Here is a 24,307-nt window from a genome sequence, read left to right on the forward strand (position 1 = left end):
TGACCCGACGGTCCCAGGAAACCAAGAGCTAGTAAAAGGATTCCGGGAAGCAACACCCGTATGAGGAAACGCCGCAGGCCACAGGGGATGTTCGGGAATTAGTACGGGCTGATGGTCATATCGCGGAAGTGACGTTTCCGCGGGGGGATCGCGGGGCGTAATGGCGATGAGCTGAAATGCGCCGGAGTCCGCCCCGGCGTTTCCAGGCGGCCCGCGGCGGCCGTCCGGGCGGACCGGGGCCGAAGACACCGGTGCCGCCGGGCCCGCTGCCACAATGGCGGCATGACGGGACGCTGGGAGTTCTGGATCGACCGGGGCGGCACGTTCACGGACGTGGTGGGACGGCGGCCGGACGGGCGGCTGGTCACCGGCAAGCTGCTCTCGCACCGCCCCGGGAGCACCGAGGACGCCGCCGTCGCCGGCATCCGGGCGATGCTGGGGCTCGCCCCCGGCGCACCGGTGCCCGCCGAGCGGATCGCCGTCGTCAAGATGGGCACGACCGTGGCCACCAACGCCCTGCTGGAGCGCACGGGCGAGCCGACCGTCCTGGTCACCACCGAGGGTTTCCGGGACGCGCTGCGCATCGCCTACCAGAACCGGCCGCGGATCTTCGACCGGCGGATCGTGCTGCCCGAGGCGCTGTACGAGCGGGTGATCGAGGTTCCGGAGCGGGTGGACGCGCGCGGCACGGTCGTGCGTCCGTTGGAGACGGACGCGGTGCGGGCGGAGCTGGCGCGGGCGTACGCGGACGGACTGCGCAGCGCGGCGGTGGTGCTGCTGCACGGCTACCGCTACGCGGACCACGAGAAGGCCGTCGCCGCCCTGGCGCAGGAGGCCGGGTTCACCCAGGTCAGCTGCTCGCACGAGGTCAGCCCGCTGATGAAGCTGGTGCCGCGCGGCGACACCACCGTCGTGGACGCCTACCTGTCGCCGATCCTCGGCCGGTACGTGTCCGAGGTGGCCCGGCAACTGCCGGGCGTACGGCTGATGTTCATGCAGTCCAACGGCGGGCTGCGGGAGGCCGCGCACTTCCGCGGCAAGGACGCGGTGCTCTCCGGGCCGGCGGGCGGCGTCGTCGGGACGGCCCGCTCCTCGGCCGAGGCGGGCGACGGGTACGACCGGGTGATCGGCTTCGACATGGGCGGCACTTCCACCGACGTGTCGCACTACGCGGGCTCCTTCGAGCGGATCTTCGGCAACGAGGTCGCGGGCGTACGGATGCGGGCGCCCATGATGAACATCCACACCGTGGCGGCGGGCGGCGGCTCGGTGCTGCACTTCGACGGGCGGCGCTACCGCGTCGGCCCCGACTCGGCCGGTGCCGTCCCCGGCCCGGCCTGCTACCGGCGCGGCGGCCCGCTGACCGTCACGGACGCCAACGTGATGCTCGGGCGCGTCCAGCCGGCGCACTTCCCGGCGGTCTTCGGACCCGACGGCGACCAGCCGCTGGACGACGCGACGGTACGGGAGCGTTTCGTCCGGCTGGCCGAGGAGGCGGCCGAGGCCACCGGCGACCGGCGCGGCCCCGAGGAGGTCGCCGCCGGGTTCCTGGACATCGCCGTGCTGAACATGGCCAACGCGGTCAAGAAGATCTCCGTCCAGCGCGGTTACGACGTCACGCGCTACGCGCTCACCAGCTTCGGCGGCGCGGGCGGCCAGCACGCCTGCGCGGTCGCCGACGCGCTGGGCATCGGCACGGTCGTCGTACCGCCGCTGGCCGGGGTGCTGTCCGCCTACGGCATCGGGGTCGCCGACGCGACGGCGATGCGGGAACAGGCCGTCGAGGTGGAGATCGACCCGGAGTCGGACGCGACGGACCTCGACGGGGTGCACGGTGTCTGCGACCGGCTGGCCGCCCGTACCCGCCGCGAACTGCTCGACGACGGCGTCCCGAAGGAGAGCGTCACCACCCGGGCGCGCGTGATGCTGCGTTACGCCGGGACGGACTCCGCGATCGGGGTGGCGCTGGACACGCCGCGGGAGATGGCCGCCGCGTTCGTCCGGGCGCACCGCGCGCGGTACGGGTTCACGATGGAAAAGCCCCTGATCGCCGAGGCCGTGTCGGTGGAGGCGGTGGGCGCGGCGGGCGGCTCTGCCGGGCACGAGGTGCCGACGGGGGAGCGGGCGGGGACACTGCGGCCGGTCGCGACGGTACGGATGTTCGCGCAGGGGCGCTGGCAGGACACGGACCTGTTCGCCCGCGCCGACCTGCGCCCCGGCGACACCCTCACCGGTCCCGCGATCGTCGCCGAGGACGACGCGACGACGGTCCTGGACCCGGGCTGGCAGGCCCGCGCGGGGGAGCGCGGCCATCTGCTGCTGACCCGGGCGCGGCCCCGCGCGGGCGGTCCCGCGGTCGGCACGGACGCCGATCCGGTGATGCTGGAGGTGTTCAACAGCCTCTTCATGGCGATCGCCGAGCAGATGGGCGTCCGTCTGGAGAACACCGCCCACTCGGTCAACATCAAGGAGCGGCTGGACTTTTCCTGTGCTCTCTTCGATCACGAAGGCAACCTCATCGCCAACGCCCCGCACATTCCCGTGCATCTCGGGTCGATGGGGGAGTCCATCAAGGAGGTGCTCCGGCGGCGGCGCTGCACGGACGGAGAGCTGCGGCCGGGCGATGTGTACGCGGTCAACGACCCATACCACGGGGGTACGCATCTGCCGGACGTCACCGTCGTCACCCCCGTCTTCGACGACGCCGGCGAGGAACTGCTGTTCCTGGTGGCCTCGCGCGGCCACCACGCCGAGATCGGCGGCATCACCCCGGGCTCGATGCCCGCCTTCAGCCGCACCATCCAGGAGGAGGGTGTCCTCTTCGACAACTGGCTGCTGGTACGGGACGGCAGGCTGCGCGAGGACGAGACGCGTGCCCTGCTCGCCGCCGGGCCGTACCCGTCGCGGGCGCCGGACGCCAACATCGCGGACCTGCGGGCCCAGATCGCCGCCAACGAGAAGGGCATCCGCGAACTGCGCAAGGTGATCGAGCAGTTCGGCCTGGAGGTGGTGCGCGCCTACATGGGGCACGTGCAGGACAACGCCGAGGAATCGGTACGCCGGATCATCGCGGACCTGGCGGACGGCTCGTACCGCTACGAGACCGACGGCGGCGCGGTGATCCAGGTCGCGCTGACCGTGGACCGCGCGGCCCGCAGCGCCGTACTGGACTTCGCCGGGACCTCGGAGCAGCTGCCCGGCAACGCCAACGCGCCCAGCTCGGTGGTGATGGCGGCGGTGCTCTACGTCTTCCGCACGCTCGTCGCCGAGGACATCCCCCTCAACAGCGGCTGCCTCAAGCCGGTCGAGGTGCGCATCCCGCCCGGCTCGATGCTCGCGCCGGAATTCCCCGCCGCCACGGTCGCGGGCAACGTGGAGACCTCTCAGGCGGTCACCGGTGCGCTCTACGCGGCGCTCGGTGTGCAGGCCGAGGGCTCGGGCACGATGAACAACCTCACCTTCGGCAACGACCGGGTGCAGTACTACGAGACGGTCGCCGGCGGCTCGGGCGCGGGCGACGGCTTCGACGGCGCGGACGCCGTGCAGACCCACATGACCAACTCCCGGCTGACCGACCCCGAGGTCCTGGAGTGGCGCTATCCCGTACGGGTGGAGAGCTTCTCCGTACGGGAGGACAGCGGCGGCGACGGCCGGTGGCGGGGCGGCCGGGGCGCCGAACGCCGCCTGCGCTTCCTGGAGCCGGTGACGGTGGCGCTGCTCACCGGACACCGCCGGGTGCCGCCCTACGGGATGGCGGGCGGAGGGCCCGGCGCGACGGGCGCCAACCTGGTCCACCGCGCGGACGGCACGGAGGAAGTCCTGGCGGGCTGCGACGTGGCGGAGATCGGCGCGGGGGACGTGCTGGTGATCCGTACGCCGGGGGGCGGCGGCTACGGGAAACCGGACGGGTCAGCCGGAGGCGCGTGAGCGCCGGGGGACGAAACGGACGGGTGTGCCCGGTGCGGCCTGGGCCGCCGCGGCGAGGAACCGCTCCGGGACGACACCGACGACCGGATAACCGCCCGTCGTCGGATGGTCGTTGAGGAAGAGCACGGGCAGGCCGTTCGGGGGCACCTGGAGCGCTCCCAGTGGCATGCCCTCGCTGGGCAGTTCGCCGTCCTTGCGGCGTTCCAGGGCCGGTCCTTCGGTGCGCAGGCCGATGCGGTTGCTCGCCGAGGAGACGCGGAAGCGGCCGGTGGCGAGCGTGCGCAGGCCCGCTTCGGTGAACCAGTCGTCGCGCGGCCCCAGTACGCAGGGCAGCACCAGTTCCGCGACCGGCAGCCCCGAGCGCGGGACGGCGTCCACGGAGGCGGGCGGGCCGTACGGGGCGCCGAGCGGCAGCACGCCGCCGTCGGACAGCGGCGCGGGCCCGAGGCCGGAGAGCAGGTCGGCGGCGCGGCTGCCGAGCACCGGCTCCGCGTCGACGCCGCCGGCGAAGGCGAGGTACGAGCGGAGTCCGGCGGTGGCCGGTCCGGCGTCCAGCACCGCGCCCGCCGGGACGCGTACCGGCGCTCCCCAGGGTGCGGGGCGGCCGTCCACCATGACCGGGCAGGGCGCGCCGGTCACCGCGGCCACGGTGTCCGTGCGGACCTGTACGGCGCAGCCGGTGAGGGTCGTCTCCAGGGTGGCGGACGTCTCCGGATTGCCCACGAGGCGGTTGGCGAGCCGGTGGGCGGGCTCGTCCAGGGCGCCCGCGCGCGGCACGCCGAGGTGGGCGTGGCCCGCGCGGCCGAGGTCCTGGACGGTGGTCAGGGCTCCGGCGCGGACGACACAGAAGGCGCGGTCGGTCATCATGCCTCCTAGGATTCCGTCGAAACCGGGATGAAGCGGACGCGGGTGCCGGGGGAGAACAGGGCCGCCGGCTCACGGTCCGGGTCCCACAGGTCGACGTCGCTGGTGCCGATGAGCTGCCAGCCGCCGGGCGACGAGCGTGGATAGACGCCGGTGTACGGGCCAGCCAGGGCGACCGAGCCGACCGGGACCTTGGTGCGGGGCGTGGCGCGGCGCGGCACGTGGTGGCGTTCCGGGAGGCCCGTCAGGTAGCCGAAGCCGGGTGCGAAGCCGCAGAACGCGACGTGGAACTCGGTGCCGGAGTGGATACGGACCACGTCCTCGGGCGTGGTGTCCCACAGGGCGGCCACATCCGCGAGGTCGGGGCCGTCGTAGCGCACCGGGATCTCGACGGCGGGCCGGTCACCGGCGGTGGCCGGGGGAATGTCCCAGCCGGGCAGTTCGGCGGCCAGCCGTCCCGGGTCGGCCAGCCCGTCGAGCAGGACCGTACGGGCGGCCGGAACGATCTCGCGGACCGCGGGCAGGGTGCCGGCGGCGGCGCGGCGCAGCAGCTCGGCGTGGAACGCCTCGACGGCCGTGTCGTCGTCCAGCTCGACGAGCAGCCCGTGATCGCCGACCGGCAGGGGGCGAAGGGGCAGCCGGGACCGGCCGGCCGAGGTGCGGCCGCCGGGGGCGCGGGTGCTCACGCGAAGCTGCCGATCCGCACGCCGGCCGCGGTCAGCTCGTCGCGTACCCGCCGTGCCAGGTCCGCGGCGCCGGGGGTGTCGCCGTGCAGGCACAGCGAGCGCGCTTCGATCTTCACGGTGCTGCCGTCGACGGCGGTGACGGTGCCTTCCGTCGCCATGCCCAGCGCGCGCTTGACGACCTCGTCCGGGTCGTGGACGACGGCGCCCGGCTCGCGGCGGGAGACCAGGGTGCCTTCGGGGGTGTAGGCGCGGTCGGCGAAGGCCTCGCCGACGACGGGCAGGCCGACGCGGCGGGCCGCCTCGTGGAGCTGGGAGCCGGGCAGGCCGAGGACGGGCAGCGGGGTGCCGGCGGTCCGTACGCCCTCCAGGACGGCGGCGGACTGGGCCTCGTCGTGGACACAGCGGTTGTAGAGCGCGCCGTGCGGCTTGACGTAGCCGACCCGGGTGCCGGCGGCGCGGGCGAAGACCTCCAACGCGCCGATCTGGTACGCGATCTCGTCGGCCAGCTCGCGCGGCGGTACGTCCATGGCGCGGCGCCCGAAGCCCGCGAGGTCGCGGTAGGAGACCTGGGCGCCGACGACCACGCCGCGCTCGGCGGCCAGCTCGCACACCCGGCGCATGGTGCTGGGGTCCCCGGCATGGAAACCGCAGGCCACGTTGGCGCTGGTGACGACGGAGAGCAGGGCCTCGTCGTCGGTGAGCTCCCAGCGTCCGAAGCCTTCCCCGAGGTCGGCGTTGAGGTCGACGAGGGGGGTGGTCACCGGGTCGCTCATAGAAGTCGCAAGTCCGTTCCGGAGGTGGCCGCCACGCGGGCGGGCGCACAGGCCGCAGAGGTCGGGGGACCGGCCGGCCCGTATCCGTAGTGGCTCTCCCCCTGAGGGCACTCGGGCCGGCCGGTGGTCAGGCCAACGTAAGCGATCGTTCAACGATCCGACAAGAGGTGTGTTGTCTCGTTCTGCCATCTGAGATTGACTGCCGCTCACAGCACAAGGGGTGCACGTACGGGGCGAGAGCGGGGACGACGATGGCGGGCGGGATGACACGGGGCGACCGGCACAGGCTCGCCGAGGTCTCGGAGCTGGCGGGCGACCGGGTGCTGCTGGGGCGCTCCAGCACCGCGGAGCGGGTGGCCGACATTCTCCGGGACCGCATCACCGAGGGCTACTTCCCGCCGGGCGCGCGGCTGTCCGAGGAGAGCATCGGCGGGGCCCTGGGGGTCTCCCGCAACACCCTGCGGGAGGCGTTCCGCCTGCTCACGCACGAGCGCCTGCTGGTGCACCAGCTCAACCGCGGGGTTTTCGTGCGCATCGTGACGGTGGCGGACCTGGACGACATCTACCGGGTCCGTACGCTCGTGGAGTGCGCGGCGGTACGCAGTCTGGGCGAGCCGCCGCACCCGGTGGGGGCGATGGAGGCGGCCGTGACGGCCGGCGAGACCGCCTTCGAGGAGCGTGCCTGGCGGGACCTGGGCACCGCGAACCTCCGGTTCCACCAGGCGGTGGTGGGGCTGGCGGGCAGTCCGCGCACCGACGAGCTGATGCGCGGGGTGCTCGCGGAGCTGCGGCTGGTCTTTCACGTGATGGACGATCCGCGCCGGTTCCACGCGCCGTACCTGACCCGTAACCGGCAGATCCTGGAGGAGCTCCAGGCCGGGAACGGGGCCGCCGCGGAGCTGCTGCTGGAGGCCTATCTGGAGGATTCCAGGGTGCAGCTTTCCGGGGCGTACGCCCAGCGCATAGCGGCGCAGGAGGGCGTGTAGGAGCACGCACGTTTCGCTTCCGTCAACCCCTTGTCGGATCGTTGAACAATCGCCTAACCTCCTCGCATCCTCCTCACGGTCCGCGTGGGGTCCCGTATGCGGAAGGCGGACCCATGATCGTGCTTCTCGGCGTGCTCGTGGTCGTGGTCGGCTTCGCCACCAAACGCAATGCCCTGCTGGTCGTGGGCGTTGCGGGCATCGTCACCGGCCTGCTCGGCGGCCTGTCGCCGCAGGAGGTCCTGGCGGCCTTCGGCACCGGCTTCGCGAGCAGCCGGGCGGTGACGATCTTCGCGATCACCCTCCCGGTGATCGGTCTGCTGGAGCGCTACGGCCTCCAGGAGCAGGCCCGCCGGCTGATCGCCCGCTTCGCCAAACTGACCACCGGCCGCTTCCTCGCTCTCTACCTGGGCATGCGGCAGATCGGCGCGGCCGTCGGGCTGACGCACGTCTTCGGGCACGCGCAGACCGTGCGCCCGCTGGCCGTGCCGATGGCCGAGGGCGCCGCCGAGCGCAAGCACGGGCGGCTGACCGAGAAGAGCCGGGAGAAGGTCCGCTCGTTCTCCGCGAGCGCCGACAACGTGGGGCTGTTCTTCGGTGAGGACGTCTTCCTCGCGGTCGGCTCGATCCTGCTGATCACCAGCTTCGTCAACACCACGTACAACACCCACCTGGAGCCGCTGCACCTGGCGCTGTGGGCGATCCCCTCCGCGCTGTGCGCCTTCGCCGTGCACGGCTGGCGGCTGCTGCGCCTGGACCGGTACCTGGAACGCGAACTGGTCGCCGCCAACATCGAGCCCGTCGCCGAGGGAGCAGCCAAGTGATCAAAGCAGAGTGGTTCTACTGGCTCGTCGGCCTGAGCTTCCTGGTGATGGCCTCCCAGATGCTCACCGACCGCAGCAACCCCAAGCGCTTCGGCACCACCGCCTTCTGGGGCCTGCTCGGCGTCGGCTTCATCTACAGCAGCTGGGTCGTCGAGAAGAAGGCCCCGGCCGAACCGCTGGGCGCGGCCGTCCTGGTCATGGTCCTGCTGGCCGGCTTCGGCTTCACCGGGCGCGGCACGCCGCGCACCACCACGCCCGAACAGCGCGAGGCCAGCGCCCTGAAGCTGGGCAACAAGCTGTTCGTGCCCGCGCTGGCCATCCCGGTCGTCGCGCTGCTGTGCGCGGTCCTCGTCAAGAAGCTCTCGATCGGCGGTGAACCGATCCTCCAGGAGGGCAGCGAGACCATCCTCGGGCTCGGCATCGGCGCCGTCGTCGCCCTCGTCGTCGGCATGATCATGCTGCGCGAGAAGCGGATATCGGTCCCCGTGCAGGCCGGGCGCTCCATGCTGGAGTCGATGGGCTGGGCGATGCTGCTGCCGCAGCTGCTCGCCACCCTGGGCACCATCTTCCAGCTCTCCGGCGTCGGCACCCAGGTCGGCAAGCTCGCCACCTCGGTCCTGCCGAAGGACTCCCTGTACGTCGCGGTCGTCGTCTACTGCGTCGGCATGGCGCTGTTCACCGTGATCATGGGCAACGCGTTCGCCGCCTTCCCCGTGATGACCGCGGCGGTCGGCTGGCCGGTGCTCATCGAACACTTCCACGGCGACGCGCCCGCCGTCCTGGCCATCGGCATGCTCGCCGGGTTCTGCGGGACGCTGGTGACCCCGATGGCGGCCAACTTCAACATCGTCCCGTCGGCGCTGCTGGAACTGAAGGACCAGTACGGGCCGATCAAGGCCCAACTGCCCACGGCCGGCGTGCTGCTCGGCTGCAACATCGTGGTCATGGCCCTGTTCGCCTTCTGACCGCGGCCACCCGGCCCGCACGCCACGCACCACGACACGACACGAACCGCAAACGGACCGGGGGGCACCGCGCGGCTCACGAACCACAGGGAACGCCATGACGCGCACGACCCGCATCCTGCTCACCGGATTCGAGCCCTTCGACGGCGAGAACTCCAACCCCTCCTGGGAGGCGGTGCGGGCCGCGGCCGCCGAGCCGCCCGCCGGGCTGGAGATCACCGCCGTGGAACTGCCCTGCGTCTACGGGCGCTCGCGCACCGCGCTCCGCGAGGCCGTCGCGGCGCACGACCCCGACATCGTGCTCTGCGTCGGCCAGGCGGGCGGCCGCCCCGACCTGACGGTGGAGCGGGTCGCCGTCAACATCGACGACGCCCGCATCCCCGACGTCTCCGGCGCCCAGCCCATCGACGAGCCGATCGTCCCCGGCGGCCCCGCCGCGTACTTCGCCGCGCTGCCCGTCAAGGCGTGCGTGGCCGCCGTACGGGAGGCGGGGGTGCCGGCCTCCGTCTCCAACACCGCGGGCACCTTCGTCTGCAACCACGTCTTCTACGACCTGATGCACCTGATCGCGACCGAGCGGCCCGCGCTGCGCGGCGGCTTCGTGCACGTGCCGTACGCTCCCGGACAGGTCGCCGGCCGGTCGCTGCCCTCACTCGCGGTGAGCGCCGTCGCCGAGGGACTGCGTGTGATCGCCGCCACCGCCGCCCGTACAAATACGGACATCAAGGCCGTCGGAGGCGCCACGCACTGACCTCGGGGCCCGTGCCGTTTCGTCCGTTGTCAGTGCGACCGCCTACGCTGTGCGACGTGACTTTTCCTGCCCCGGGGACCGCGACGTCCCAGCTCAACGGCGTGGCCCGGCCCGAAGGCCCGGCCCGGCCCGCGCCGGGCCCGGCCGCCGACGAGGGCCTGGCCCGCCGGCTGCGCGCCCTCGCGTGCACCGCGCCGCTGCACGACCTGGACGCGCGCAAGGCCAACCTCGCCGGTGAGTACGGGGTGTACGCGATGGCGGAGGTGGCGCTCGCCGCCATCGACCTGGTCACCCTCCACATGGACTTCGACACCGGTGCCGACCACGAGGAGATAGTGGCCAGGCTGCTCCCGCGGATCGCCGCGCAGACCCCGCGCCGCCCCGCCGCCGAGCACGAGCGCGTCGCCCGCTGGGTGCTGGAGAACCTGATCAACGTCGGCAGCGTCGACCGCGGCTTCCGCGCCGTGTACGGCACCTTCGGCCCCGAGGGCGAGTACGTCCGCCGGGACTACGACTTCAAGCTCATCGAGGAGGTCCCGGGGCCGGGCGGCGGCATCTACCTCCGCACGACCGACGAAGCCGTCAACGTCCTGGTCGGCGCCCTCGACACGGACGTGACGAGCGCCCAGATCGCCGCCGAGGTCAAGCTGGAGGTGCTCATCAGCCGCGGCCGGCTGGCGGACGCCCAGCTCGCCGCCGAGCAGGCCCGCTACCGCACCGTGCAGTACGCCGAGACGCTGCGCCGCACCCTGGACGCCACCCGCCGCAACGTCCGCGCGGTGGACTGGCTGCGCGCCGTCCCCGACATGATCGCCGAAGCCCTCGACCACGTCGCCGAGCGCTACCGCCACGAGAACGCGATCCTCACCAACATCCGCAAGGCCCGCGACGAGACCGAGGACCAGGAGCACAAGCGGCGCGCCGCCGAGCTGGTCGACATCGTCAAGGACTGCATCCGCCGCCACACCCAGCTCCAGTCCCGGCTGCTGGAGGCGGGCCCCCTCTTCCGTGCCGAGCAGGACCGCCAGGCGTTCGCGCCGCCCGCCGGGCGCTCCGGCCTCGACCTGTACGGCCAGCTCGTCGCCCCGGTCCTGCCGCTGCCCGTGGAGCAGGCGATCCGGGTCACCGACGCCTTCTTCGCGCGCGGCACGGGCTTCCGTACGGGCACGTCCGTACGGCTCGGCGACCTGGTCGGTCTGCTGTTCCAGCCGCCCGTCGAGCGTGAGCACCTGGGCGCCGAGATGCCCGAGCCGGACCTGATCGCCACCCCGGACGACAGCCGCTTCTCCGAGGAGCAGCTGGAAGCCGCCCAGTCGCTGCTCGACCTGCCCGCCGACGCGCCGCGCCGGCTGTCCGGGCTGCTCGCCGAGGCCCGCCGCAGCGACCCCGACCTGCCGTATCTCGTCGCCCTGCTGGCGGTGCACGCGGCCAGCCCGCCGGTCGGCACGGCCTACCGCCAGGGCGAGCAGCAGCTGCTCTTCGCCGTCGACGACGGCACCGTGCTGGAGGACGAGGAGTTCGGCGGCGCCGACCTCATCGTCGGCAAGGCCCTGCTGGACGCGGCGGGCATGGCGGCCGACCGCTCGGAGGTGGCGTGATGCCGGCGGCCGGACAGAGCGCGCGCAGGACGCCGACAGCACGGCGGCACAAGGAAGTTCGCATGGAGGTACGGGCGTGAGTGAGTACGGAACCGCCGTCGAGGACGGCGCCGAGGACCCGGCGCAGGGAGACCTGACCGCCGCGACGGAGCATTCGGGATGGTCCGCGTCCGGCCCCACCGCCGCGCCGTCGGGCCCCGCGCCCGTGACGCCCGCCGACGCCGCGGACGCCGCGCGCCTCGTCTCCTTCGGGCTCCAGCCCAAGCTGCTGCCCGCCCGCGACGCCGAGTACGGCGAACTGCTCCGCCGCTACCGTGACGAGCCCGCGTTCGCGCGCCTGGCCGACGCCGTCGCCACCGGCCTCGGCCTGGTCGTCCTGGAGGTCTCGCCGCGCGCCGGCATGGCCGTCACCGCCGACGAGGACTCCGTCTTCGCCGTACGGATGGGCGACTACGCCCGCCGCGCGTCGGCCGACTCCGCCGACCGCTTCCTGCACGGCCTCGCCCACCTCGCCGTCGCCGCCATGGCCTTCCCCCGCCCCGAGGACCTCGCCGACGACGGCTACATCGGCCGCATCACCGTCAACGGCGTCGACGCGTTCGTCCGGCAGGCGTGCCGCCGCCTGGAGGAGCGCGCCGAGGAGCAGGGCGAGAACACCGACCCCGCCACCGATGCCCCCGGCCTCGAAGCCGCCTGGCGGACCTACGCGCGGCGCAGCGCCACCGGCGCCACCAAGGACGCGCGGCGGCTCGCCGGTTCGACCACCGGCATCATCGCCAAGGCCGTCGCCTTCCTCGTCGACTCCGGCTTCCTCCAGCGCACCGGCGACGACTCCGGCGGCGCCTACCGCACCACCGCCCGTTACCAGCTCCAGGTGCGCGACATGGCGGGCAGCGCCGCCATGGCCGAACTGCTGGAGCTGGGCGTCGTCCCGGTCGGCGACGGCAGCGCCAGCCTGCTGCCCGCCGAGGACACCGACGACCTCGACCTGGTCTCCGACGCGGGACTGCCCTTCCACTCCTCCTGACGTCCGGCGCCGGGCACCACCCGGCGCCGGACCCACCGACCGCAGGTCCACCGACCACCGACCGCCCACACAACGAGAGTCCGCCGCCATGTACGAGCTGTCCCGGGTCCGCCTCTACTCCATCGGGCCCGCCGGTGCGCGCTACGCCGACACCGTGCTGGACCTGCGCGGAGTCGGCGCGCCCGTGCCCGACCCGGCGCCGGCGCAGGCGGACTTCTTCGAGGACGAACCGGTCGGCCCGCCGCGCCGCCCCGCCCCCGCCGGCGTTCTCTTCCTGGAGAACGGCGGCGGCAAGTCCGTCCTGCTCAAGCTGATCTTCTCGGTGATGCTGCCCGGTCACCGCAACACCCTGGGCGGCGCCAGCTCCGGCGTGCTGCGCAAGTTCCTGCTCGCCGACGACTGCGGCCACGTCGCCCTGGAGTGGCAGCACACCCTCACCGGCGAGTCGATCGTCGTCGGCAAGGTCAGCGAGTGGCGCGGCCGGCAGGTCTCCAACGACCCCCGCAAGTTCGCCGAGGCCTGGTACAGCTTCCGCCCCGGGCCCGGCATGAGCCTGGACTCGCTGCCGGTCGCCGAGGCCACCGTGGTCCGGCCGCGCGGCGAGGCGGCCGAGGGCTTCTCCGGGGCCAAGGGCCGCCGCCGTACGATGAAGGGCTTCCGCGACGCCCTGGTGGAGGCCGGCAAGAACTACCCCAACCTGGACGTCTCCTGGGTCGAGATCCACGAGCGGTGGAACGAGCACCTCGGCGAACTGGGCCTGGACCCCGAACTCTTCCGCTACCAGCGGGAGATGAACGCCGACGAGGGCGAGGCGGCCGGCCTCTTCGCGGTGAAGAACGACTCCGACTTCACCGACCTGCTGCTGCGCGCCGTCACCGACACCCGCGACACCGACGGCCTCGCCGACCTCGTGCACGGCTTCGCGCACAAGCTCGGCCGCCGCGCCGAACTGACCGCCGAACGCGACTTCACCGCCGGTTCGCTGGACCTCCTGTCGCGCATCGCGGACGCCGCCGAGCAGCGCGAGACCGCCCGTGACGTGCACGCCGGCGCCGAACGCCGCACCCGTACCCTCGCCCGGCGGCTGCACGCCCGCGGCACCGAGGAGCGCGGCCGCGCCGCCGAGTTCGCCGAGCAGGTCGCCACCGCCGCGCACGCGGTCACCGACGCCGAGCGGGTCCGCGAGCGCCGCGCGCTGATCTCCGCCGAGATCTCCTACCGGCACGCGTCCCTGGCGCTGGCCGCCGCCGAGAAGGGCGCCGCCGCCCAGCGCCGCGAGCTGAACGACGCCCGTACCCTGCACTCCGCCTGGCAGGCCGCCGAGACCGTGCTGCGCCACCGCGCCGCCGCCGACCGCGCCACCCGCGTCGCCGCCGCGATCCGCGAGGCCGAACGGGACGCCGCACCCGCGCTCGCCGCCCGTACGAAGGCCGCCACCGAGCTGGTGCGCGCCCTCCAGGGCGCCGCCGACGTCAGCGAGGGCATCGCCAACGAGCAGGAGGAGCGCTCCGCCGCCCTCCAGGACACCAGCGACACCGCGCACCGCGACGCCACCGCCGCCGCCACCCACGCCCAGCGCGCCCGCAGCGAGGCCGAACACCTCAAGCAGCGCCTGGCCGAGGTCGAGCAGGAGACCGCCGAGGCCGTACGGGCCGGCTGGCTCGACGACTCCGCGCCGGACGCCGACCCGGCCCGTGCCGCGCTCGCCGCGTCGGACGCCGAGAAGTCCACCGTCGAGGGCTGGGACGCGGCTCGCGAGGCCGCCTCCCGCTCCGCCGACCGGGCCCGCGAGGCCGCAACCCGCCTGGCCGCCGCCGAACTGGCCGCGGCCCGCGCCGAGGACGCCGCCCAGGCGGCGGAGCGCGCGTACGACGCCGAGCGGCAGGCCGCCGAGTCGATCGGCGCCGAACAGCGGCTCGCCGACCTGCTCGGACTCCCTCAGGCGGCGCCCAAGGCGGGCGTCCCCGGGCAGCGCGCCGGGGACGCAGCGGACGAGGGCGACGGCCCCCGCCGCGTCCCGCGCCCCGCCTCCGAAGGCCCCCTGACCGCCGAAGAACTCGACCGCAACGCGGACGACCTCCGAGAACTCCTCGACGAGAGCGTCGCCTCCGCCGAACGCCAGCTCTTCGACCTGCGCACCGCCGCCGCCGACGACGCCCGCATCCTCGGCGCGCTGGGCGACGGCGGTCTGCTGCCGCCGGGCCCCGACGTGCTCGCCGCCGTCGAGTACCTGGGCGAGCACGGCGTACCCGCGCTGCCCGGCTGGCGCTACCTCGCCCAGTCCGTCGATCCCGCCGACCACACCCGGGTGCTGGCCGCCCGCCCCGAGCTGGTCGACGGTGTCATCATCACCGACCCGGAGACCCACGCCCGCGCCCGCGAGGTGCTCGCCCAGGCCGCGCTGCTGCCGCGCTCCACCGTCGCCGTCGGCACCGCCGCCGCGCTGCTCGCGCCCACGCCCGCCCCGGACGCCCAGGACAGCGGCGTCTTCCTCGTCCCGCCGAACCCGGCCATGCACGACGAGTCCGCCGCCGACGAGGAGCGCCAGGCGCTGCGGGCCCGTGCCATAGAGCGGGACGACGAGATCCGCGTGCTGGCGGCCCGGCTGGCCGGCGACCGCGCGCTGGCCGCCCGCCTCTCCTCCTGGCGTACGGGCTGCCCGTCCGGCCGCCTCGCCGAACTGGCCACCGCCGCCGAGGAAGCCCGTACGGCCGCCGACACCGCCGCCGCGGAACTGGCCGAGGTCCGCACGGTACGGGCCGAGGCCGACGAGGAGGCCGCCGAGACCGCCCGGGTGCGCGACGAACGGCAGGAGGCCGCGCAGCGCGCCCGCCGGGTCGCCGACGCCCTCGCCGGGCTCGCCCACCGGCTGCGCGAGCGCGCCTCCTGGCAGGCCCGGCTGCGTGAACTGGCCGACGAGGGCGCCGAGTTGGAGGCCCGCGCCGAGGAGTGCGTGGACCGTGCGCGCGCCGCCGACGAGGACCGCCGTACCGCCCAGCGCGCCGCCGACGACGCCCGCCGTACCGCCCACGCGCTGCGCGCCGAGCGCGCCGAGATCGCGGGCGTGCCGGACGACATGGGCGAGGACGGCGACGAGCCCGCGCCCGGCTCGCTGCCCTCGCTGCGCGAGGCGTACCGCGCCGCCTCCCAGCTCTACGAGAAGGTGGGCGTCGGCGCCGACCTGCGCGCCGAGCAGGCCCGCGCCGAAGGCGACGAGAGCGCCGCGCTCGCCGAGCTGAACCGCCTCACCAACAAGGTCCGCACCCGCGCCGAACAGCTCCTGGACAGCCCCGACGCCGCCGACGGCCCGTCCCGGCAGGCCGCGTCCGCCCGCGCCGAGGCCCTGGTCGCCCGGCTGGAGGCGCGCGCCTCCGCCGCCAGCGAGCAGCTCGGCCGGCTGCGCGGCGAGGCCGAACGGCTCGCCCCGGCCGACGGTGAGGCGCACACCGAGCTGCCCGAGGAGCTGATCCCCGCCGACGCGGAGCGCGCGAAGGAACTGCTGCGCACCGCCAACGCCGAACTGACCACCGCCGACGACGAGCTGGAGACGGCCCGCGCCACCCACACCGAGCTGCTGCGCGCCCACCGCGCCGCCGAGGACGCCGCCGCGGGCTTCGACGAGACCGCCGCCATGCTGCGTGACCTGCTGCGCGACACCCAGGAGGACGAGGGCGAGCGCCCCGAGGCGTACGCGGGCCGGCTGGAGGACGCACGGCAGGCCGCCGCCGAGTCCCGCCGTTCGCTGCGCGGCTGCGCGAGCGACCTCTCGGCGGCCGAGTCCGCGGTCCGCGAGGCCAGCGACGTGCTCGTACGGCACGCCAACTCCACCAAGTACGAGCAGGTCCGCACCCCCGCCCGGCAGCAGATCCGGGAACTGCCCGCGGCCGCGCTGCCCGACCACGCCGCCAAGTGGGCCGACGCCTTCGCGCCCCGGCTGCGGGTGCTCACCGACGAACTGGCCCAGCTGGAACGCAACCGTGACAGCATCGTGGACCGGCTGCGCGGCCTGGTCGACTCGTCGCTGACCACGCTGCGCTCCGCCCAGCGGCTGTCCCGGCTCCCGGAGGGGCTGGGCGAGTGGTCGGGCCAGGAGTTCCTGCGCATCCGCTTCGACGATCCGGACCAGGCCACGCTCACCGAGCGGCTGGGCGAGGTGATCGACGAGGCGACCCGCTCGGCGGTCAAGAAGAACAGCGACCTGCGGCGGGACGGCATGTCCCTGCTGCTGCGCGGCGTCAGCGCGGCGCTCCAGCCGCGCGGCGTGGCCGTGGAGATCCTCAAGCCGGACGCGGTGCTGCGTGCCGAGCGCGTCCCGGTCGGTCAGATGGGCGACGTGTTCTCCGGCGGCCAGCTGCTCACCGCGGCCATCGCCCTGTACTGCACGATGGCCGCGCTGCGCAGCAACGACCGCGGCCGCGACAAGCAGCGGCACGCGGGCACGCTGTTCCTGGACAACCCCATCGGCCGCGCCAACGCGACGTACCTGCTGGAGCTCCAGCGCGCCGTCGCCGACGCGCTGGGCGTGCAGCTCCTGTACACCACCGGTCTCTTCGACACCACGGCGCTGGCCGAGTTCCCGCTGGTCATCCGCCTGCGCAACGACGCGGACCTGCGGGCCGGGCTGAAGTACATCAGCGTCGAGGAGCACCTGCGGCCCGGCCTGCCGCAGCAGGACCCCGGGTCGGAGCCGGTGCACGGGCAGATCACGGCGACGCGGATGTACCGCCGTCCGGAGGACGAGCAGCCGCGGCCGGAGCCTCAGGCGACCCAGCCGCAGGAGCCTGGGGCTCGTGAGCCTGAGGGCCAGGAGTTCCAGGGCTCCCCGGCAGCGACCGAGTGACCCACCGGTGGAAGTCGCCGATGTGGTGCTCGCTGGGGACGAGCACCCCGCCGGCCCGGTAGGCCCGCGAGTCCATCGCGGGCTGGGTCCGCTCGCAGGCGGCGAAGTCCTGCGCGTTGACCCGGTGGAAGAGTTCCACCGACCGTGACAGGTCCGCCCCCGAGGCCACCACCTCGGGGGCGTAGAGCCAGTCGCACTCCACCACGGTGCGGTCCGCGGCCAGCGGGAACATCCGGTGCACGATGACATGGTCGGGCACGAGGTTGAGGAAGACCTGCGGGCGGACGGTGATGGCGTAGTAGCGGCGGTCCTGGCTCTCCTCGATGCCCGCGATCCGCGCGAAGCCGCCGCTGCCGTCCACGGTGAACCCCTCGGCCTCCGCCGCGAACTCCGCGCCGTGCCCGACGTAGTACTGCGCGGCGTATCCCTCCGCGAACTCCGGTAGCACGTCGGTCAGTTCGGGGTGGATGGTGGCGCAGTGGTAGCACTCCATGAAGTTCTCGACGATCAGCTTCCAGTTGGCGCGCACGTCGTAGGTGATGCGCCGCCCGAGGTCCAGCCCGGCCATCCCGTACCGTTCGATCGCCTCCGTGCCGCCCAGCCGTTCGGCGACCGTGCCGGTCACCGTCTCCTCGAACGACGGCGGCTCGTCGGCCAGGCACACCCACACGTAGCCCAGCCACTCGCGCAGCCGGACCGGCAGCAGCCCGCGCTCGGAGCGGTCCACGTCGGGCATCCGCTGGAGGTTGGGCGCGGCCACCAGCCGTCCGTCCAGGTCGTACGTCCAGGCGTGGTACGGGCACTGGAGGTTGCGCCGCACCTCGCCCGACTCGTCGGTGCACAGCCGGGCGCCCCGGTGGCGGCACACGTTGAGGTAGGCGCCGAAGCCGCCGCGCCGGTTGCGGACGATCAGCACGCTCTCCCGGCCGATCTGCACCGTACGGAAGGCGCCCGGCCGCGGCAGGTCGGCGGCGCGCACCGCGCAGCACCACATGGACTCGAAGATGTACCGCTGTTCCTGGCGGAAGACGGCGGGGTCGGTGTAGCGGGAGCCCGGGAGGGTGCTGGTGAGGCTGGCGCCCGTGGTGGTCCCGGCGGTCTCGGGAACGAGGGTCATCGGACGCCTCCTGGGGCGGACGGGGTGGACGGGGCGAGTGAGCCAGCGGCCGTGCGCAGCCGTCCGGGCGCGAACAGCTCCACGGGATGCGCGGTCCGGCCGGTCAGCGCCAGGTCGGCGAGGATCTCGCCCACCACCGGGACGAACTTGAAGCCGTGCCCGGAGAACCCGCAGGCCACGGTCACGGAGTCGGGGTGCGCCGGATGCCGCGCAAGGACGAAGTGCTCGTCGGGGGTGTTGGTGTACATGCAGGTGACGGACGTCAGATGGCGGCCGGGCAGGGACGGCAGCAGCCGGGCCGCCTGCCCGGCCATGGCCCGTACCTCGTCCTCGTGCACGGTCCGGTCGACGTTCTCCGGCGTGCACACGGTGCCCCGGCGGAAGAACGCCACCTTCGCGCCGCCGCCCGGTCCGTCGATGGCGGGGAAGCCGTAGATCTGGACGCCGCCGGTGTCCTCCCAGATGTAGACGGGGTGCCGCTCCGGGACGTACGGGCCGGTGCCACCGGTGGGCTCGAACCAGTGCATGATCTGGCGCTCGACGGTGAAGGCCACCCCTAGGTCGGACAGGAGCGCGGGTGCCCACGCGCCGGGGCAGATCACCAGCTGCCCGGCGGTGTAGGTGTCCTCGGGTGTGTGTACCCGCACGCCTCGGCCGCCGGGCAGCGCTTCCCAGCGGGTGACCGGCTCCTGGAAGTGGAGGCCGGCGCCGGCCTGGGTGGCGAGCTGGAGCTGCGCGGCGACGGTGTTCTCCGGGCGCAGGAAGCCGGCCCTGGCCTCGTACAGGGCGATCTCGTCGGCAGCCGGGGCGAGCGTCGGGAAGCGACGGCGGACCTCCCGCGCGTCGAGCATCTCGTGGGGCAGGTCCCAGGTACGGGCCGAGCGCAGCGACCCGGCGACGGTACGGCTCTCCGGCCGGCCGAGCATCACCCCGCCGCACAACGTGGCGATCGGCCGCCCGGTGGAACGTTCCAGCTCCGCGTACAGCTCGTAGGCGCGCAGCAGCAGCGGCACGTACGCCGGGTCCTCGAAGTACGACTGGCGGGTGACGCGCGATCCGCCGTGGCTGGAGCCGTGGCGGTGCACCGGGCCGAACTTCTCCAGTCCCAGCACACGGGCGCCGCGCGCTGCCAGGTGGTGGGCCGCGGCGCTGCCCATGCCGCCGAGGCCGATCACGATCACGTCATGGGTGGGGGACAAGCGGACCTCCCGGTTCGGCGGGGACACCCGACGGGCTGCGGGCTGCCAGGTCTGGGGCCGGGCCCAGACCGCGCGGACTATCTGCGGATACGTTCCATCGCGGGATCGAACAGCGGCTCGGCCGCGACCGTCGCCGCGGCCTTCTCCCCGAAGTACTCGACGTGCACGGCGGTCCCGGGCACCGCGGCACGCGACGGCAGCCACGCGTACGCGACCGTCCGCCCGACGGAGCAGCCGTACGCCGCGCTGGTCACATGGCCCACGGGCACGCCGTCCACGTACACCGGCTCCTTGCCCAGGACGACCGCCACCGGATCGTCGAGCGTCAGGCACACCAGCTGGCGCCGCACGCTGCCGGCCGACCGCCCCTCCAGTGCCGCGCGCCCCACGAAGTCGCCCTTGTCCATCCGGACCGCCCAGCCCAGACCCGCCTCGTACGGGTCGTGCTCGGTGGTCATGTCCTGCCCCCAGGCGCGGTACCCCTTCTCCAGGCGGAGGCTGGTGAACGCACTGCGCCCGGCCGCGATCACGCCGTACCGCTGTCCGGCCGCCCAGAGCGTGTCCCACAGGCGCAGCCCCAGGTCGGCGCTGGTGTACAGCTCCCAGCCCAGCTCGCCGACGTACGACAGCCGCAGCGCGGTCACCGGCACCTCGCCGAGGTACGCCCGCTTCGCCTTGAAGTAGCCGAACGCGCGGTGCCCGAAGTCGGTGCGGGTCAGCGGCTGTACGAGGTCCCGGGCGCGCGGGCCCCAGACGCCGACGCAGCAGGTGCCGGACGTGATGTCGCGGACCTGCACGCCGGCGGGGGCCTGCCGCGTCAGATGGTCGAGGTCCATGCCGCTGTTGACGCCGACCTGGAAGCGGTCGGCCGCCAGGCGGGCCACGGTCAGGTCGCTGCGGATGCCGCCCGCGTCGTCCAGCAGCAGTGTGTACGTCACCGTGCCCGGCTTCTTCGCGAGTTGGTTGGTGGTCAGGTACTGGAGGAAGTCCAGCGCGTCCGGCCCGCTGACCTCCAGGCGCCTGAGCGGTGTCATGTCGTACAGCGCGACCCGCTCCCGGGTGGCGCGCGCCTCGGCCACGGCGACCGGCGACCAGTGGCGGGCGGACCAGGCGTCCCGCTCCGGTAGCAGGAGGCCGTCGGCCAGCGGGGCGTTGGCCTCGTACCAGTGCGGGCGCTCCCAGCCGGTGCCTTCGAGGAAGTACGCGCCGAGTTCCCGCTGCCGCTCGTACCAGGGGCTGACGCGCAGCGGGCGCGGGCGGCGAGGCGGCTGGAGCGGGTGGATGACGTCGTAGACCTCGGCGAACTGCTGACGGCCGCGCTCGGCCACGTAGGCGGGGGAGAGCTGGGCCTCCTCGAAGCGGGAGATCTCGCACTCGTGCACGTCGGTGGCGGGGCGGCCCTCGGTGAGCCGTTCGGCGACCGCCTTGGCGACGCCCGCCGCGTGGGTCACCCACACCGCCTCGGCCAGCCAGAAGCCGCGCAGTCCGGGCGTCTCGCCGAGCAGCGGCATGCCGTCGGGGGTGAAGGAGAAGACGCCGTTGAAGCCTTCCTCGACCCGGGCGTCGTCCAGGGCGGGCAGCAGCCAGCGGCTGTCGTCCCAGCTGGGGGCGAAGTCTTCGGCGGTGAAGGGGAGCGAGGAGGGCATCACGGGGGCGTCGTCGAAGGCGGGCACGGCGGCCGGGTCGACGGGCATCGGGCGGTGGGCGTACGAGCCGATGCCGATGCGGCCCGTGCCGTCGGCGCGGTCCGCCACGTGCTCGCGGAAGTACAGGTCCCGTTCCTGGTAGCGCAGGACCGGCCGCCGGCCGTCCGGCCCGGCGAACGCCGATGTCTTCACGTACTGGTGCGCCAGCGGCAGCAGCGGTACGGACACCCCCGCCATGGCCCCGATCACCGGCCCCCAGAAGCCCGCCGCCGACACCACGGCGTCCGCGGGGAAGGTGCCCCGGTCGGTGACGACGGCCGTGACCCGGCCCGCGTCCCGCTCGATGCCCGTGACGGTGTGCCGGTCCAGGAAGCGGGCACCCCGGGCCCGCGCCCGTGCGGTCTGCGCGCGGGCGGCGGGCAGCGCCCTGGCCAGCCCGTCGCCGGGCGTGTGGAAGCCGCCCACCACCTTGGCGGCGTCCAGCATCGGCCACAGCCGGGCGCACCGCCGGGCGTCGACGATCTCGCCCTCGATGCCCCAGGCCGCCGCGAGCCCGGCCTTGCGGTGCAGTTCGGCCCACTGTTCCTCGGTGGTGGCGATCTCCAGTCCGCCGACGGCGTCGAAGCACGGCCGCCCCTCCTCGGCCAGGGCGGAGAACTTCTCGACGGTGTACTTGGCGAAGTCGCTCAGCGTCTTGGAGACGTTGGTACGGAAGACGAGTCCCGGGGCGTGCGAGGTGGAGCCGCCGGGCGCGTGCAGCGGGCCCTGCTCCAGCACGGTGACGTCGCGCGCGCCGCGTGCGGTCAGCTCGTCGGCGAGCGAGCAGCCGACGATGCCCGCGCCGATGATCACGATGCGCGCCGGTGCCGGACCGCCGCCCGTACCGGGCCGGGCGTTCACAGGACCACCACCGAACGCAGCACCTCACCGCGCCGCATCCGCGCGAAGGCCGCCTCCACGTCCGCGAGGCCCACCGTCTCCGAGACGAACGCCTCCAGGTCCAGCTTGCCGCTCAGATGCAGGTCGATCAGGACCGGGAAGTCCCGGCTGGGCAGGCAGTCGCCGTACCAGGAGGACTTCAGGGAGCCGCCGCGCGCGAACACGTCCAGCAGCGGCAGCTCGATGCGCATGTCCGGCTCCGGGACGCCGACCTGCACCAGCGTGCCCGCCAGGTCCCGCATGTAGAAGCCCTGCCGGAACGTCTCGGGGCGGCCCACCGCGTCGATCACGACATCGGCGCCGTACCCGCCGGTCAGGGCCCGCACCGCCGCTACGGGGTCGGTACCGCGCGAGTTGACGGTGTCGGTGGCGCCGAAGCGCTCGGCGGCGTCCAGCTTGCCGTCGTCGATGTCCACGGCGATGACCCGGCGCGCACCGGCCCGGGAGGCCCCGGCGATGGCGGCGTTGCCGACTCCGCCGCAGCCGATCACCGCCACCGTGTCGCCGCTGCCCACGCCCCCGGTGTGCACCGCGGCCCCGTACCCGGCCATCACCCCGCAGCCGATGAGCCCCGCGGCCTCGGGACGGGCCGCCGGGTCGGCGCGTACCGCCTGCCCGGCGGCGACCAGCGTCTTCTCGGCGAAGGCGCCGATGCCCAGGGCCGCGGTCAGCGGGGTGCCGTCCAGCAGGGTCATCGGCCGGCCGGCGTTACGGGAGTCGAAGCAGTACCAGGGGCGGCCGCGGCGGCAGGAGCGGCACCGCCCGCAGGGAGCGCGCCAGGCGAGCACCACGTAGTCGCCCGGCGCCAGTCCGGTCACGTCCGGGCCGGTGGCCTCGACGACACCGGCGGCCTCGTGGCCGAGCAGGTAGGGGAAGGCGTCGCCGACCGCGCCCTCGCGGTAATGCAGATCGGTGTGGCACACCCCGCACGCCTGCACGCCGACGAGGACTTCGCCCGGCCCGGGATCGGGGACGAGGATCGGCAGCACCTCGACGGGGGCGCCCTTCTTGACGGCGACGACGGCGCGGGCTTCGTGCGGCATGACTCACTCCTAAACAGCGCCTGCGCGGGCAGGGGCGGGTGCGTGGAGCTGGCACGGATGCCGTTATGGGGGTTGCTGGGGCGTACGGGGTCCACGGGACGCGGGCGACCGCACGGGTGTCGGGGGAACCGGAGAAGGCGCAGGGAACCGTGGAGACGGAGCAACGCCCGGTGGAATCCCTTGTGTTGCCCATGACGCGCAATGTTGCGCCATGAGAGACATGCTGGAAGTCCGTGAGCGATCCGTCAAGGGGTGACCGGGTGGCCGTCCGTCAGCCCGCGAAACCCATCCGCCGGGACAGGCCGGCGGCCGCCTTCGCCGCCTGCCCGGCCAGCTCCGCGAGCAGCGGCTCCGCCATCCGGTACGCCGGTCCCGAGACGCCGATCGCGCCGATCACGGCACCGTCGTGGGCCCGCACCGGCGCCGCCACCGCGTTCAGCCCGATCTCCAGCTCCTCGCAGGAGCAGGCGTACCCCTCGGCGGCCGCGGCGGTCAGCTGCCGCCGCAACTCGCCGGGCGTGGTCAGGGTGTTGGCGGTGAACCGGGCGAGCTTGCGTTCCAGCAGGCGCTCACGCCGCTCCCGGGGCAGATGCGCGAGCAGCACCTTGCCGCTCGCGGTCGCGTGCAGGGGCGTGCGCCGGCCCAGCCAGTTGTACGCGGTGACCGCCGCGGCCCCGCGCGCCTGCATGATGTTGACCGCCGCGTCCCCGTCCAGCACGGCGATGTTGGCGGTCTCCCCGGTCTCGTCGGCCAGCGCCCGGCACACCGGCTGGCCCTCCTGGGAGATGTCCAGCCGGATGGCGGCGGCCCCGGCCAGCCGCAGCACCCCCGCGCCCAGGTAGTACTTGCCGCGTTCGTGCTCCTGCTCCACGAGGCCGCGGTGCTCCAGGACGCCCAGGATGCGGAAGGCGGTGGACTTGTGCACCCCCAGCTCCTCGGCGATCTCGGTGACCCCGGCCTCGCCCAGCCGGGCCAGGATCTCCAGCACGCTCACCGCGCGGTCCACGGACTGGACGGAACCGGCCGCGCCGCGCTTCTCGTCGGACCGGTCACCGGCCGCATCGGTCGTCTTCGCCATGGGGTCTGACGTCACCACCCGTCGGCCCCGGCGGGGCACGTCGAAAG

The 24,307-nt window shown here is 74.0% G+C and carries 15 protein-coding genes and 1 pseudogene; 8 read left to right on the top strand and 8 right to left on the bottom strand.

Annotated features, from left to right (window positions below):
* Positions 1-282: 282 nt before the first annotated feature.
* Positions 283-3,927, top strand: coding sequence for a hydantoinase B/oxoprolinase family protein (locus OEIGOIKO_RS36175; protein ID WP_125057580.1), 3,645 nt, complete (start codon positions 283-285; stop codon positions 3,925-3,927).
* Here OEIGOIKO_RS36175 and OEIGOIKO_RS36180 read toward each other — a convergent pair.
* Genes OEIGOIKO_RS36180 through OEIGOIKO_RS36190 form a run of 3 tightly spaced genes read right to left on the bottom strand, consistent with a single transcriptional unit; the run spans position 3,910 to position 6,250 of the window.
* Positions 3,910-4,791, bottom strand: coding sequence for a 5-oxoprolinase subunit C family protein (locus tag OEIGOIKO_RS36180; protein WP_125059412.1), 882 nt, complete (start codon positions 4,789-4,791; stop codon positions 3,910-3,912). The two genes, OEIGOIKO_RS36175 and OEIGOIKO_RS36180, sit on opposite strands and share 18 nt — an antisense overlap.
* Positions 4,792-4,799: 8 nt before the next feature.
* Positions 4,800-5,477 (bottom strand): 5-oxoprolinase subunit PxpB, encoded by a 678-nt coding sequence (gene pxpB / locus OEIGOIKO_RS36185; protein ID WP_371858999.1) that lies wholly within the window; start codon positions 5,475-5,477, stop codon positions 4,800-4,802.
* Positions 5,474-6,250: a LamB/YcsF family protein gene (locus tag OEIGOIKO_RS36190; RefSeq protein WP_031002178.1), complete on the bottom strand. Its 777-nt coding sequence runs from the start codon at positions 6,248-6,250 to the stop codon at positions 5,474-5,476. Before OEIGOIKO_RS36190 ends, pxpB begins: the two co-directional genes overlap by 4 nt.
* Before the next feature lie 251 nt (positions 6,251-6,501).
* On the opposite strand from OEIGOIKO_RS36190, the gene OEIGOIKO_RS36195 reads away from it, so the two are divergent.
* The 7 genes from OEIGOIKO_RS36195 to OEIGOIKO_RS36225 all read left to right on the top strand — a co-directional run bounded on the left by OEIGOIKO_RS36195 (position 6,502) and on the right by OEIGOIKO_RS36225 (position 17,238).
* Positions 6,502-7,236 (top strand): GntR family transcriptional regulator, encoded by a 735-nt coding sequence (locus OEIGOIKO_RS36195; protein ID WP_125057581.1) that lies wholly within the window; start codon positions 6,502-6,504, stop codon positions 7,234-7,236.
* 113 nt (positions 7,237-7,349) lie between these two features.
* Positions 7,350-8,057 (top strand): DUF969 domain-containing protein, encoded by a 708-nt coding sequence (locus OEIGOIKO_RS36200; RefSeq protein ID WP_125057582.1) that lies wholly within the window; start codon positions 7,350-7,352, stop codon positions 8,055-8,057.
* Complete coding sequence (locus OEIGOIKO_RS36205; protein ID WP_125057583.1) at positions 8,054-9,022, top strand: DUF979 domain-containing protein; 969 nt, start codon at positions 8,054-8,056, stop codon at positions 9,020-9,022. The genes OEIGOIKO_RS36200 and OEIGOIKO_RS36205 overlap by 4 nt, the downstream gene beginning before the upstream one ends.
* A 97-nt stretch (positions 9,023-9,119) precedes the next feature.
* Positions 9,120-9,773 (top strand): pyroglutamyl-peptidase I, encoded by a 654-nt coding sequence (gene pcp, locus OEIGOIKO_RS36210; RefSeq protein ID WP_125057584.1) that lies wholly within the window; start codon positions 9,120-9,122, stop codon positions 9,771-9,773.
* A gap of 56 nt (positions 9,774-9,829) precedes the next feature.
* The gene (locus OEIGOIKO_RS36215; RefSeq protein WP_125057585.1) at positions 9,830-11,371 is read left to right on the top strand and encodes a hypothetical protein; all 1,542 of its coding nucleotides are present in this window, start codon (positions 9,830-9,832) and stop codon (positions 11,369-11,371) included.
* 133 nt (positions 11,372-11,504) lie between these two features.
* Positions 11,505-12,398 carry a hypothetical protein gene (locus OEIGOIKO_RS36220; protein WP_125059416.1) on the top strand — a complete coding sequence of 298 codons (894 nt, stop codon included), beginning with the start codon at positions 11,505-11,507 and terminating at the stop codon, positions 12,396-12,398.
* 88 nt (positions 12,399-12,486) lie between these two features.
* Positions 12,487-17,238: a coiled-coil domain-containing protein gene (locus OEIGOIKO_RS36225; RefSeq protein ID WP_246177770.1), complete on the top strand. Its 4,752-nt coding sequence runs from the start codon at positions 12,487-12,489 to the stop codon at positions 17,236-17,238.
* On the opposite strand, the pseudogene OEIGOIKO_RS36230 reads toward OEIGOIKO_RS36225, so the two are convergent.
* The 5 genes and pseudogenes from OEIGOIKO_RS36230 to OEIGOIKO_RS36250 all read right to left on the bottom strand — a co-directional run.
* A pseudogene (locus OEIGOIKO_RS36230) lies at positions 17,222-18,355 on the bottom strand (aromatic ring-hydroxylating oxygenase subunit alpha); the annotation flags it as partial. The gene OEIGOIKO_RS36225 and the pseudogene OEIGOIKO_RS36230 overlap by 17 nt on opposite strands.
* On the bottom strand, positions 18,352-19,554 hold the full coding sequence (solA, locus tag OEIGOIKO_RS36235) for an N-methyl-L-tryptophan oxidase (protein WP_125057587.1): 1,203 nt from the start codon (positions 19,552-19,554) through the stop codon (positions 18,352-18,354). The pseudogene OEIGOIKO_RS36230 and the gene solA, both read right to left, overlap by 4 nt.
* Before the next feature lie 77 nt (positions 19,555-19,631).
* The gene (locus OEIGOIKO_RS36240; protein WP_125057588.1) at positions 19,632-22,100 is read right to left on the bottom strand and encodes a GcvT family protein; all 2,469 of its coding nucleotides are present in this window, start codon (positions 22,098-22,100) and stop codon (positions 19,632-19,634) included.
* Positions 22,097-23,182, bottom strand: coding sequence for an S-(hydroxymethyl)mycothiol dehydrogenase (locus OEIGOIKO_RS36245; RefSeq protein WP_125057589.1), 1,086 nt, complete (start codon positions 23,180-23,182; stop codon positions 22,097-22,099). Before OEIGOIKO_RS36245 ends, OEIGOIKO_RS36240 begins: the two co-directional genes overlap by 4 nt.
* 271 nt (positions 23,183-23,453) lie before the next feature.
* Positions 23,454-24,260: an IclR family transcriptional regulator gene (locus tag OEIGOIKO_RS36250; RefSeq protein WP_125057590.1), complete on the bottom strand. Its 807-nt coding sequence runs from the start codon at positions 24,258-24,260 to the stop codon at positions 23,454-23,456.
* Between the last annotated feature and the right edge of the window lie 47 nt (positions 24,261-24,307).

The sequence above is a fragment of the Streptomyces paromomycinus genome (assembly GCF_003865155.1).
Taxonomy (GTDB): domain Bacteria; phylum Actinomycetota; class Actinomycetes; order Streptomycetales; family Streptomycetaceae; genus Streptomyces; species Streptomyces chrestomyceticus.